This window comes from Niallia taxi (genome assembly GCF_004005475.1).
In the GTDB taxonomy this organism is placed as follows: Bacteria; Bacillota; Bacilli; order Bacillales; family Cytobacillaceae; genus Niallia; species Niallia taxi.
In genome coordinates this window covers 242,187-254,895 of the sequence record NZ_RZTZ01000001.1, presented here as the reverse complement: position 1 = coordinate 254,895, position 12,709 = coordinate 242,187, and the positions used below count along the sequence as shown (strand labels likewise).

Here is a 12,709-nt window from a genome sequence, read left to right as displayed (position 1 = left end):
TTCTGCGACTATAATATTTTCGCCTTTTTAAGTGGCGAGCCTGATTTTTAAAAAAGGGGGAAGTGAGGGCCGGATGAACTATCATGAAATGAATGAGAGGCAAGTGGAAGAAGCATTGAATACTGATTTTTCGGCTGGATTGTCTGATGAAGATGTCGGCAAGCGCGTAAAGCAATTCGGATCAAACGAATTGGAGGAAGGAGAAAAGCAAAGTGCTTTGCTCCTGTTCTTTAACCAATTTAAGGATTTTATGGTTTTGGTGCTTTTGGCGGCAACGTTGATTTCAGGGTTATTAGGCGAATATATCGATGCGATTGCGATTATTGCAATCATCATTCTTAATAGTTTTCTTGGGTTTTACCAGGAGAGAAGAGCGGAAAAATCACTTTCCGCATTGAAGGAGCTTTCACAGCCGCAGGTTCAAGTCCTTCGTAACGGCACATGGGAGAAGGTCTTGTCAAAAGAGCTTGTACCAGGTGATGTTATCAAGTTTTCTAGCGGTGATAGAATCGGTGCAGATGTCCGGATTATTGAATCACGGAGCTTAGAGGTAGAAGAGTCAGCATTAACAGGTGAATCTGTTCCTGTTCAAAAAATGACAGAGACCATTAATAATCCAAATTTGACATTGGGCGATATGGAGAACATGGGCTTTATGGGTACGATGGTTTCCAGAGGTAGCGGGATTGGTGTTGTCATTGCTACAGGAATGAAAACTGCCATGGGTCAAATTGCCGACCTTCTGCAAAATGCAGAATCACAAATTACTCCGCTACAGCGCAGGCTGGAGCAACTCGGAAAAATCCTGATTGTGACAGCATTGGCCTTGACCGTTCTTGTTGTAGGTATCGGGGTGCTTCAAGGTAATGATCTGTACACAATGGTCCTTGCAGGGGTGTCATTGGCTGTCGCAGCCATTCCAGAAGGGCTGCCAGCAATTGTAACGATTGCATTGAGCCTTGGCGTACAGAAAATGATTCGCAAAAACGCCGTTGTCCGTAAGCTTCCAGCAGTAGAAACACTTGGCTGTGCATCTGTAATCTGCTCTGATAAAACAGGGACATTAACACAAAACAAGATGACCGTCACAAAGGTGTGGAGCAGTGGACGAACATGGTCTGTAGACGGTACAGGCTATGAGCCGCAAGGGAAATATTATGAAAATGATCAAGCTATTGATCCTAAAAACGAAAAAGTGTTGCAACAGCTCCTTACATTTGGCATGCTGTGTAATCATGCAGAAATTGAACAGAAATCAGGTGAATATGTTTTAAATGGTGATCCAACAGAGGGTGCGATGATTGTTGCCGGGATGAAGGCCGGGTATACAAGAAGCAAATTGTTGAGCCAATTTGAAATAGTAAACGAATTTCCGTTTGATTCGACTAGAAAAATGATGAGTGTCATCGTTAAGGATACTACAGGCAGGCAGTTTGTTGTCACAAAGGGTGCGCCAGATGTTTTGATTGGGCAAAGTAAAACAATCTTAATGGGGAATAGAGCAGAGAATATCGGCAGCAGAGAAAAGAATACGGTACAAGCTGCCATCGATGGACTTGCATCCCAAGCATTAAGAACGATTGCGATTGCTTATAAAGAAATTTCTGCAAATACAATCATCTTGCATGAAAAGGAAGCAGAAAGCGAGCTTGTGTTCATCGGACTGCAAGGTATCATTGATCCTCCTCGCCCAGAAGTGAAACAAGCTGTTAGAGAGTGTAAGGAAGCTGGAATTAAGACAGTTATGATTACAGGCGACCATGTTATTACTGCAAATGCAATTGCCAAGCAGCTTGGCATTGCTAACAGTCAGTCAAAAGTTCTTGAAGGTAAAGAGCTTGCAAATATGAGTGTGCAAGAATTAGAAGATGTCGTTGATCATGTTTCTGTTTTTGCAAGGGTATCGCCAGAGCATAAGCTTAAAATTGTTCAAGCCTTCCAAAACAGAGGACATATTGTTGCAATGACAGGTGATGGTGTCAATGACGCACCAGCAATTAAAACAGCAGATATAGGAATTGCAATGGGGATTACTGGTACAGATGTTGCCAAAGAAGCTTCTTCGCTTGTATTAATGGATGACAACTTCGCTTCCATTAAATCAGCCATTATAGAAGGAAGAAATATTTATGAAAACATTCGTAAGTTCATCCGGTATCTGCTCGCATCTAATGTCGGGGAAATTCTCGTTATGCTATTTGCAATGATTTTGGCGCTGCCATTGCCATTAGTTCCTATCCAAATACTTTGGGTCAACTTAGTGACAGATGGACTACCAGCGATGGCTCTAGGTCTTGATAGACCGGAAGATAATGTGATGAAGCGTGATCCGCGCAGTCCGAATGAAGGTGTATTTGCAAGAGGTCTGGGCTGGAAGGTCATTTCAAGAGGAATATTGATTGGACTTTCGACCATTGCTGCCTTTATGCTGGCATATAATGATAATCCAGATAATCTTGCATATGCACAAACTGTAGCCTTTGCAACACTAGTACTAGCGCAGCTCATCCATGTATTTGACTGCCGCAGTGAAAAATCAATATTGTCCCGCAATCCATTTGGAAACATGTATTTAGTTTGGGCTGTATTGTCCTCCCTATTGTTAGTGCTTGTTGTTATTTATGTACCGGCACTGCAAGGCATTTTCCATACTGTTGCCATTCAACCGAAGGATTGGCTGATGATATTAGGATTAGCTTCTGTTCCAACTTTTTTACTAGCAGGATCATTTTTGTTAAGTAAATCAAAATAAAATATGTTATAATCCAAAAGGTACTAGAGATAACTCTATGCCTTTTGTTTTTTTATGCGGATATCTCTAAAAAGAGCAACGGATTACATGGCAGCTGTACTAATTATGAAACTAATTGCCAATTAAATTGGATGTGTTAATATATGGTGAAAAGCATGACAGGCTATGGGGCAGGTTCACGAAAGGGTAATGGTATTTCCATTAGCGCTGAAATGAAGACAGTCAATCATCGGTTTTGTGAACAAATTGTTCGAATGCCTAAGCAATATTTGACACTGGAAGATGCAGTGAAAAAGTTAATCTCGCAATATATACATAGAGGCAGGGCAGAGGTGTTCATTACGGTTGATGGCGAAAAAGCCAAAAATCAAAAGATGGTGGTTGACTGGCAATTGCTTGATGAGTATTATCGGGTGCTTGAGGAAATGAGAGCGAGGTTCATCATTAAGGAACCGGTATCGGTAAGTGAGCTATTGCAAAACAAAGATTGCTTTCAACTACTGGATGATCCTGTGAATGTGGAAGAATTGGAGCCGATGCTTCTAGGAGCTGTTAAGGAAGCAGCAATCCAGCTTGCAGCTATGAGAGAAGCAGAGGGACGGGAATTAAAGACAAATATCCTTGCACTCCTGCAGAGCGTTCATCAAGTTACAGACAAGTTAAAACGTCTTGCTCCAAAGGTGGCTGAGTCTTATCGAGAAAGATTGAAAGCGAAGCTCGATAGCTACACTTCAGGACTCGTTGATGAAAGCAGGTTGTTGACAGAGGTGGCGATATTCGCCGAAAAAGCCGATATTAATGAAGAATTGGTGCGCTTGTATAGCCATATCCACCAATTTGCTTCTATAATAGAAGAATCTGAACCTGTTGGCAGAAGACTTGATTTTCTTTTGCAGGAGATGAACAGGGAAGTAAATACCATTGGTTCAAAAGGCAATGCAGCAGATATAGCTTCGGCCGTAGTCGACCTGAAAAGCTCCTTGGAAAAAATGAAGGAGCAAGTTCAAAACATTGAATAAGGAATGTTTAGATTAAGTCTAACTCGTCAAAAATAATACAATATGATTGGGGTAGAGTAATGTCCATCAAGCTAATTAATATTGGTTTCGGTAATATTGTTTCTGCAAACCGGATCATTTCGATTGTCAGTCCTGAATCAGCTCCAATTAAACGCATTATTCAAGATGCTAGAGATCGAGGCTCACTTATTGATGCAACTTATGGTCGGAGAACAAGGGCTGTAATTGTAATGGATAGCGATCATGTTATCCTTTCAGCTGTTCAGCCTGAAACGGTTGCACATCGATTAAATGACCGTGATGAAATTTTGGATGAAGGGTAGGAGAAAGTTTTGGTAGATAAAGGACTTTTAATTGTTTTGTCAGGACCTTCTGGTGTAGGTAAAGGAACGGTCCGTAAGGAGATATTTTCTCAAGAGAATACTTCTTTTGAATATTCTATTTCCATGACAACAAGACTTCCCCGTACTGGTGAAGTAGATGGTACTGATTATTTCTTCAAGACAAGAGAAGAATTTGAAGGATTAATTGAGCAGGGGAAACTGCTGGAATACGCAGAATTTGTTGGCAACTATTATGGTACGCCAGTCGATTATGTGAGAGAAACTACAAATAATGGAAAAGATGTTTTCTTAGAAATAGAAGTGGAAGGCGCTAGGCAAGTAAGGGAAAAATTCCCTGATGGCCTGTTTATATTCTTAAGCCCGCCAAGCTTGTCTGAATTGAAAAATCGCATTGTGACAAGAGGCACAGAAACGGAAGAAATCATCAATAATCGTATGAATGTGGCAAGAGAAGAAATTGAAATGATGCATTTATATGACTATGTTGTCGAAAACGATACGGTTGAAAATGCATGCGAAAAAATCAAAGCAATCATTGTTGCAGAGCATTGCAGAAGAGAAAGAGTAGAGCCAAAATATAAAAAAATGCTGGAGGCTAAATAAACATGTTAAATCCATCTATTGATTCATTGTTGACTAAAATTGATTCCAAATATTCTTTAGTGTCTGTTGCGGCAAAAAGAGCAAGAAAGCTTCAGTTAAATGAAAAGCTTCAATTGGATAAATATATTTCCCATAAAAACGTAGGAAAAGCACTAGAGGAAATCAATCAAGATCAGCTGACATACCGTGTAAACGATCCAGCGGATAAAGAGTAATATTTACTTGAAGGCTTAATTGGTTCACATACAAGAGTGAATATTTACAAGAGAAAAGACTGGATCTCATCAGATCGGTCTTTTTTCATGGAGTGAATAGGCTTTAATAAACTTAAGTTTCTCAAGGTGAAAAATCTTTTATTTTCTTGCATAATAAGAGTACTAAAGAGAGAAAGAAGTGGATGCAAATTGTTAGAAGGGAAAAAGATTCTTTTATGTGTGACAGGTGGAATTGCTGTTTATAAGATGTGTGCATTAACTAGCAAGCTGACCCAAAAAGGCGCTGATGTTAAAGTTATTATGTCTGAATCGGCTATGCAATTTGTGTCTCCGCTCACATTTAAGGCGCTGTCGAAGAACGAGGTATATACAGATACTTTCGATGAAAAGGATCCAAAAGTAATCGCACATATTGACCTTGCAGACTGGGCTGATTTAATTTTGGTTGGACCGGCAACAGCCAATATTATTGGGAAATTGGCGAACGGTATCGCTGATAATATGATTTCAACTACTTTGCTTGCGGCAACCTCTGATGTCTGGATTGCTCCAGCCATGAATGTGCATATGTATGACCACCCAGCTGTTCAAAAAAACATATCGGTGCTGTATGATTACGGGTACCGCTTCATTAATCCGGGAGAAGGCTATTTAGCATGCGGCTATATTGGGAAAGGCAGATTAGAGGAGCCTGAAAAAATCATCGAGCATATGGAAGCTCATTTCAAAGGAGAAAAGAAGCTGCTCGAAGGGAAAACAGTATTAGTGACAGCAGGACCGACAAGGGAGAAGATAGATCCTGTCCGCTTTGTATCCAATCATTCTACAGGGAAAATGGGATATAGTGTTGCAAAGCAAGCAGCCAAAATGGGAGCGAGAGTTATTCTTGTTACAGGACCTACCCATTTGACGCCACCGAAAGAGGCGGAAGTATTCCGTGTGGAAAGTGCTGAGCAAATGTATGAAAAGGTAATGGAATACAGCAGTGCTGCCGATATTATTGTAAAAACAGCAGCTGTCAGCGACTACAAGCCAGTCTTGACACATGAGCATAAAGTGAAAAAAAGGGATGGAGCCGAAACAATTACATTTACTCGAACAAAAGATATTCTGATGGAATTAGGCAAGCAAAAGACAAAGCAAATCCTGGTTGGTTTTGCCGCTGAAACTAAAGATATTGATAAGTATGCGCAAGACAAGCTAAAACGTAAAAATGCCGATATGATTGTCGCTAACAATATCAGTGCTGCTGGAGCTGGATTTGGCACAGATACAAATATTGTGACAATCTTTAAACGTGATGGCGAAAAAGTAGAGCTGCCTCTTCTGACGAAGGATGAAGTTGCAGAAAAAATTCTTGAGCAGGCTTATTTATTGAAGGAAGATCAGGTATGAGTATTGCAAAGGTAATTGTGGACGTACCTGCAAAGCAAACTGACAGGCCATTCGACTACTTGATACCAGAGCATTTAGAGGAAGTCATTCAACCGGGTATGCGCGTTATTGTCCCATTTGGACCGCGGAAGGTGCAGGGCTTTGTAGAATCTGTCGAGGAAACGTCTTCTTTTAAATCATTAAAAAAAGTCATTGAACCGATGGATGTTGTACCAGTATTAAATGAAGAGCTGCTATTACTTGGAGATTGGCTTTCCAAAACGACATTATGCTATAAAATCTCCGCCTATCAAGCAATGCTGCCGCCTGCATTAAAGGCGAAATATGAAAGAAAGCTTAAACTTGTTAGCGAGAATGCTAATTTCATGCTGCCAGATGGACTGGAGCAGCTCTTTGCTAGTGAGCCATCTGTACTTTGGGAAGAGGCGGTTAAGTTTGCTTCCATCCATGCCATTCAAAAGCTGGTGAAAGAGGGTATTGCAGAGGTTCATTATGAAGTTCAATCAAAAGGAAAAAAGAAAACAACCAAGCATATTATCCCACTTATGAGTGCAGAGGAAATGCTGATCTATGCGGAGTCATTGGCAAAACAAGCGAGTAAGCAAAAACAAGTGATTGAGTTTTTTATCCATAACAGGGAACCGATTGAACAAAGGCAATTGCTTGAAAGATTGAATATTTCAAGCTCTGCCGTTAAGGGGCTTGTAGAACGGCAGGTTCTTGCGGAAAAAAATCTTGAGATATACCGTGATCCATATGAACAGAGACAGTTTGCCAAAACAGAACCGCTGCCATTGACAGGGGAACAGTCTACCGCAATTGCTCCCATTCATGCATCCATTAGTAATGATAAGCACGAAGTTTTTCTACTATATGGCGTAACAGGCAGTGGTAAAACAGAGGTGTATCTGCAGTCCATCCAAAACGTGCTGGAAAAAGGGGAAGAAGCAATTGTCTTAGTTCCGGAAATCGCGTTAACTCCTCAAATGGTAAACAGGTTTAAAGGCCGCTTTGGAGATCAAGTAGCTGTCCTGCACAGTGGTTTATCTGTTGGGGAAAAGTATGACGAATGGAGAAAAATTCAACGTAAAGAAGTGAAGGTAGTAGTTGGTGCCAGATCTGCTATATTTGCTCCATTTGAAAACCTTGGAATCATCATTATTGATGAAGAGCATGAGATGACATATAAACAAGAAGAAAATCCAAGATATCATGCAAGAGATGCGGCAATTGAAAGAGGAAAGATCCACAATTGTCCGGTTGTCCTTGGAAGTGCAACACCTGCCCTTGAAAGCTTTGCAAGGGCACAAAAGGGAGTTTATACATTATTGTCCCTTCCAAGCAGAATGAATAACAGACCATTGCCTGAAGTGGAAATTGTGGATATGAGGGAAGAGCTAAAAGAAGGAAATCGCTCCATGTTCTCAAGAGTCCTCCTAGAGAAACTGAAGGATCGTATGGAGAAGCAAGAGCAAACGGTGTTATTCTTGAATAAACGCGGACATTCTTCTTTTGTCATGTGTCGTGATTGTGGTTATGTGGTAAAATGTCCTCATTGTGACATTAGCCTGACATACCATCGTTATTCGAATCAAATGAAATGCCATTATTGCGGATATGAAGACCAGACACCGCTTCAGTGTCCAGAATGCAATAGTGAGCATATCCGCTATTTCGGTACAGGAACGCAAAAGGTGGAGGAAGAGCTTACTAAAGTCATTCCTGAAGCAAAAGTTATTCGCATGGATGTCGATACGACTAGCCGCAAGGGCTCACACGAAAAGCTGCTTAAAGAGTTTCAAGACGGAAACGCCGACATATTGCTAGGCACACAAATGATTGCAAAAGGGTTGGACTTCCCTAGAATCACGCTAGTTGGTGTGCTTTCAGCAGATACAATGCTTCATTTGCCGGATTTTCGGTCATCTGAAAAAACATTCCAGCTGTTAACACAAGTTAGCGGACGGGCTGGCAGGCATGAATTGGCTGGAGAGGTAATTTTTCAGACCTACACGCCAGAGCATTACAGCATTGAATTAGCAAGTCAGCAGGATTACGACCGTTTTTATCAAAGTGAGATGATGATAAGAAGAAACCACTCCTATCCTCCTTACTATTATATAACTCTCATAACCGTCAGCCACGAGGAGCTGATGAAGACAGTTGCTGTCACAGAGCAAATCACAAAGGTTGTAAGGCATAAGCTTTCTCCAAAAACGGTGGTTTTAGGACCAGTTGCTTCCCCTATTTCCAGAATAAAAAATAGATATCGGTACCAGTGTCTGATAAAATACAAACAGGAACCAAACTTAAAAGAAGTATTAAAGTCAATTTTAGACCATTATCAAGGTGAAATTAGTTCAAATGGTTTACAAATTTCGATAGATGTTAATCCTTATATACTAATGTAGCTTGCGTTACACCTTAAAAACCTTCTTTAAAGAGGAAGTTTATATAAATAATATTTACTAGTTATTGTTAACAATGTTTGGAGGAAATGCAGTGTCTGTAAGAAAAATAGTACTGTCGCCAGATCCGGTTTTAGAACAACCATGCGAAGAAGTGACAGTTTTTGACAAGAAATTAGCAAAATTATTAGATGATATGTATGAGACAATGATAGAATTTGACGGGGTTGGGCTTGCAGCACCACAAATCGGTATTAGCAAACGTATTGCGGTTGTTGATATTGATGATGGATCTGGAACAATTGAGCTTATTAATCCTGTTTTATTATCGAATGCGGGAGAGCAGACAGGCCCAGAAGGCTGCTTGAGTTTTCCAGGACTTTTCGGGGAAGTAAGCAGACCATATAAAGTTAAAGTCCAAGCACAAAACCGCAGAGGAAAAATGTTTACAATCGAAGCAGAGGATTTTATGGCAAGAGCAATCCTTCACGAGATGGATCATTTGGACGGGGTTTTGTTTACATCAAAAGTAACTCGTTATTTAGAAGAAGACGAACTTGAAGAGGTGGAGAGCTAATGACGAAAATAGTATTTATGGGTACGCCTGATTTTTCTGTTCCAGTCTTGCAGCGAATATTAGAGGATGGCTATGAGGTTATTGCCGTTGTGACACAGCCAGACCGCCCTGTCGGCAGAAAAAAGGTGCTCACACCTCCACCTGTTAAAGTAGAAGCATTAAAGCACGGTATTCCAGTGTATCAGCCAGAGAAAATACGCCAATCAGAGGAATTGGGGCAAATTATTGCTTTGCAGCCAGATTTAATCGTAACAGCTGCATTCGGTCAAATCCTGCCAAAGGAGCTTCTAGATGCACCAAGGCTTGGCTGTATAAATGTTCATGCCTCTCTGTTGCCTGAACTAAGAGGCGGTGCACCAATTCATTACAGCATCATTCAAGGAAAAGAAAAAACAGGCATCACAATCATGTATATGGCGGAAAAGCTTGATGCAGGAGACATTCTGACAGTTGCTGAGGTAGTAATAGAGGAAGAGGATACTGTTGGTACATTGCATGATAAATTGAGCGAAGTAGGTAGTGAGCTTCTATCGCAAACATTGCCAAAGCTGATTGCAGGTGAGTTAACACCAATCTCTCAGGTTGATGAGGAGGCTACTTTTGCACCGAATATAAAAAGATCAGACGAAAAAATTGACTGGTCGGCATCAGGTGAGCAAATTTATAACCAAATTCGCGGGATGAATCCATGGCCAGTAGCCTTTACAGAATACGAAAGCAAGCCGATGAAAGTATGGAAAGCTTTAAAGGTGAACAGACAAGCTGAAGCAGCTCCAGGTACAATAATTAGCGTGGAGGAGGACGGCCCAGTTGTTGCAACGGGCAGTGGTTCATTCATTAAAATTACCGAGCTTCAGCCTGCAGGTAAGAAAAAAATGACAGCTGATGTTTTCCTTAGGGGAGCAGGCTCAAAAATGGCTGTTAATGATATATTAGGAGTTGCGAATGAAAACTAAGAAGCAAAACGTCCGGGAAGCAGCGCTTGAAATTTTAGAGAGCATTAACAGCAACCAGGCATACAGTAATCTGCTGTTAAACAGCAGCATTAAGAAAAATGAAATTCCCAAGAAGGATATCGGCCTTCTGACAGAAATCGTTTATGGCACACTGCAGCGAAAAATGACATTGGACTTTTATTTAGATGGTTTCCTGACTAATAGGAAAAAAATCGAAAGCTGGGTCATTTCACTGTTGCAAATGACACTTTATCAACTCGTTTTTTTAGATCGGATTCCAGACCATGCTGCTATCAATGAGGCTGTTGAAATTGCTAAAAGGCGCGGCCATAAAGGGATAGCCAGCCTTGTTAATGGTGTATTACGCAACATTCAGCGGAATAAACTGCCTTCATTTGAAAGTATTAAAGATCCAGCAGAAAGACTGTCCGTTGAAATGAGCCATCCACTATGGCTTGTGAAGCGCTGGATTGACCAGCTTGGTTTTGATGAAACAAAAAAAATGTGTGAAATCAATTTAACCGCTCCAGTACAAACAGCGAGGGTCAATACAACAAGAACTACTGTTGCAGATTGTTTACAAAGATTAGAGCAGGAAGGTTACCAGGTTGCAGCAAGTGATATTATTCCAGAAGGCATTCAGGGCTTAAAAGGAAATCTTGCTAATTCTGATTCTTTCAAAGAAGGCTTATTGACAATACAAGATGAGAGCTCGATGATTGTTGCATATGCCCTGCATGTGGACGGTAATGAAACTGTCTTGGATGCATGTGCTGCACCAGGGGGGAAATCAACGCATATCGCTGAAAAATTAAATAACGGTGGTAATGTGTTATCCGTTGATTTGCATGAGCATAAAGTGAAGCTTATCCAGCAAAATGCGAAAAGGCTACAGCTTGATAATATCAATACAAAAGCGATGGATAGTCGCCGTCTTCCGGAAGTGTTAGAGCGTGAATCCTTCGATCGAATCCTGCTTGATGCTCCTTGCTCTGGGTTCGGGGTTATGAGAAGGAAGCCTGATATTAAGTATGCGAAGAAGGAAGAGGATGTCAGTCGTCTTCATACAATACAGCTGCAGCTTCTTGAATCATTATCTCCGTTGCTGAAAAAAGGCGGAACGTTCGTTTACAGCACATGTACGGTTGATGTAAAGGAAAATGAAGCAGTAATAGAACAATTTTTGAATTCTAATGATCAGTTTGAAAAAGATACAACTTTAGTGGAGCGATTGCCTGCGTCTGTTCAAAAGTATGCAAACGGGCATGAGCTTCAGGTGTTACCACAATATTTTGGCTCTGACGGCTTTTATATTGCGGCATTAAGAAAGAAGGTGCAATAAATGGAACAAGTTAAATCAACTAGAAGAAAACAAGAAGCAGAACCAACAATCCCATCAATCTACTCTTTGCAATTGGATGAGTTAAAAGATTGGTTAAAAGATAACAATGAAAAAGCGTTTAGAGGAGAACAGATTTTTGAGTGGCTTTACAAAAAAAGGGTAACATCCTTTGAGGATATGTCCAATTTGTCTAAAAATCTCCGCACGCTTTTGGAAGAAAATTTCACAATTACAACATTAAAAACGATCATCGAACAAACATCAAATGATGGAACAATTAAGTTCCTTTTTGAACTTCATGATGGATATTCGATTGAAACTGTTTTAATGAGACATGATTATGGCAATTCTGTATGTGTAACGACACAAGTTGGCTGCCGTATCGGCTGTACTTTCTGTGCTTCTACCCTAGGTGGACTAAAAAGAAACTTAGAAGCAGGAGAAATTGTGGCACAGGTCGTAAAAGTACAACAAGCACTTGATAAATTGGATGAGCGTGTAAGCTCTGTTGTAATTATGGGAATTGGTGAGCCATTTGATAATTTCAACAGCATGCTTAGCTTCTTGAAAATTATTAATCATGATAAGGCGCTTAACATTGGAGCTAGACATATTACGGTTTCAACGAGCGGTATTATTCCTAAAATTTACGAATTTGCAGACCAAAACATGCAAATTAACTTTGCCGTATCTCTACATGCACCAAACACAGAGATAAGAAGCAGACTAATGCCAATTAACCGTGCATATAAACTTCCTGAACTGATGGATGCTATTCGCTATTACATCAACAAAACAGGACGAAGAGTAAGTTTTGAATATGGTTTATTCGGAAATGTCAATGATCAGGTAGAACATGCGGAAGAATTGGCTAAACTTGTAAAAGGGGTTAAATGCCACGTAAACCTAATACCTGTTAACTATGTTCCAGAACGCGATTATGTACGTACACCTAGAGATCAAATCTTCTTATTTGAAAAAACATTAAAAGACCGCGGTGTCAATGTAACGATCCGCAGAGAACAAGGTTCTGACATTGATGCTGCATGCGGCCAGCTTCGCGCGAAGGAGAGACAAGAAGAGACGAGGTGATAACTT

Annotated in this window: 11 protein-coding genes; all 11 read left to right on the top strand. The window is 40.5% G+C overall.

Annotation, left to right across the window (positions count from 1 at the left end):
• Positions 1 to 73: 73 nt before the first annotated feature.
• The 11 genes from EM808_RS01370 to rlmN all read left to right on the top strand — a co-directional run bounded on the left by EM808_RS01370 (position 74) and on the right by rlmN (position 12,703).
• Complete coding sequence (locus tag EM808_RS01370) at positions 74 to 2,752, top strand: calcium-translocating P-type ATPase, SERCA-type (RefSeq protein WP_127734710.1); 2,679 nt, start codon at positions 74 to 76, stop codon at positions 2,750 to 2,752.
• 143 nt (positions 2,753 to 2,895) lie between these two features.
• Complete coding sequence (locus EM808_RS01365; RefSeq protein WP_127734707.1) at positions 2,896 to 3,771, top strand: YicC/YloC family endoribonuclease; 876 nt, start codon at positions 2,896 to 2,898, stop codon at positions 3,769 to 3,771.
• Between the two features lie 59 nt (positions 3,772 to 3,830).
• Positions 3,831 to 4,094, top strand: a complete 264-nt coding sequence (remA, locus tag EM808_RS01360) for an extracellular matrix/biofilm regulator RemA (RefSeq protein ID WP_101576563.1) — start codon at positions 3,831 to 3,833, stop codon at positions 4,092 to 4,094.
• Between the two features lie 9 nt (positions 4,095 to 4,103).
• Positions 4,104 to 4,718 carry a guanylate kinase gene (gene gmk / locus EM808_RS01355; RefSeq protein ID WP_127734704.1) on the top strand — a complete coding sequence of 205 codons (615 nt, stop codon included), beginning with the start codon at positions 4,104 to 4,106 and terminating at the stop codon, positions 4,716 to 4,718.
• A gap of 2 nt (positions 4,719 to 4,720) precedes the next feature.
• Positions 4,721 to 4,933, top strand: coding sequence for a DNA-directed RNA polymerase subunit omega (rpoZ, locus tag EM808_RS01350; RefSeq protein WP_127734701.1), 213 nt, complete (start codon positions 4,721 to 4,723; stop codon positions 4,931 to 4,933).
• A 189-nt stretch (positions 4,934 to 5,122) separates the two neighbouring features.
• Positions 5,123 to 6,328 (top strand): bifunctional phosphopantothenoylcysteine decarboxylase/phosphopantothenate--cysteine ligase CoaBC, encoded by a 1,206-nt coding sequence (gene coaBC / locus EM808_RS01345; protein ID WP_127734698.1) that lies wholly within the window; start codon positions 5,123 to 5,125, stop codon positions 6,326 to 6,328.
• On the top strand, positions 6,325 to 8,739 hold the full coding sequence (priA, locus tag EM808_RS01340) for a primosomal protein N' (RefSeq protein ID WP_127734695.1): 2,415 nt from the start codon (positions 6,325 to 6,327) through the stop codon (positions 8,737 to 8,739). Before coaBC ends, priA begins: the two co-directional genes overlap by 4 nt.
• 91 nt (positions 8,740 to 8,830) lie before the next feature.
• Positions 8,831 to 9,313 (top strand): peptide deformylase, encoded by a 483-nt coding sequence (def, locus tag EM808_RS01335; protein WP_127734692.1) that lies wholly within the window; start codon positions 8,831 to 8,833, stop codon positions 9,311 to 9,313.
• A complete protein-coding gene (fmt, locus tag EM808_RS01330; protein WP_127734689.1) occupies positions 9,313 to 10,269 on the top strand; it encodes a methionyl-tRNA formyltransferase in 957 nt (318 codons plus the stop codon). Before def ends, fmt begins: the two co-directional genes overlap by 1 nt.
• Positions 10,259 to 11,611 carry a 16S rRNA (cytosine(967)-C(5))-methyltransferase RsmB gene (gene rsmB, locus EM808_RS01325; RefSeq protein WP_127734686.1) on the top strand — a complete coding sequence of 451 codons (1,353 nt, stop codon included), beginning with the start codon at positions 10,259 to 10,261 and terminating at the stop codon, positions 11,609 to 11,611. The genes fmt and rsmB overlap by 11 nt, the downstream gene beginning before the upstream one ends.
• A complete protein-coding gene (rlmN, locus tag EM808_RS01320) occupies positions 11,612 to 12,703 on the top strand; it encodes a dual-specificity RNA methyltransferase RlmN (protein WP_127734683.1) in 1,092 nt (363 codons plus the stop codon).
• Positions 12,704 to 12,709 lie beyond the last annotated feature (6 nt).

What these genes read in the sequence shown, in the direction of transcription:
- EM808_RS01370 (WP_127734710.1), top strand. Translation starts at nt 74, where the DNA reads ATGAACTATCATGAAATGAATGAGAGGCAAGTGGAAGAAGCATTGAAT.
- EM808_RS01365 (WP_127734707.1), top strand. Translation starts at nt 2,896, where the DNA reads ATGGTGAAAAGCATGACAGGCTATGGGGCAGGTTCACGAAAGGGTAAT.
- remA (WP_101576563.1), top strand. Translation starts at nt 3,831, where the DNA reads ATGTCCATCAAGCTAATTAATATTGGTTTCGGTAATATTGTTTCTGCA.
- rpoZ (WP_127734701.1), top strand. Translation starts at nt 4,721, where the DNA reads ATGTTAAATCCATCTATTGATTCATTGTTGACTAAAATTGATTCCAAA.
- priA (WP_127734695.1), top strand. Translation starts at nt 6,325, where the DNA reads ATGAGTATTGCAAAGGTAATTGTGGACGTACCTGCAAAGCAAACTGAC.
- fmt (WP_127734689.1), top strand. Translation starts at nt 9,313, where the DNA reads ATGACGAAAATAGTATTTATGGGTACGCCTGATTTTTCTGTTCCAGTC.
- rsmB (WP_127734686.1), top strand. Translation starts at nt 10,259, where the DNA reads ATGAAAACTAAGAAGCAAAACGTCCGGGAAGCAGCGCTTGAAATTTTA.
- rlmN (WP_127734683.1), top strand. Translation starts at nt 11,612, where the DNA reads ATGGAACAAGTTAAATCAACTAGAAGAAAACAAGAAGCAGAACCAACA.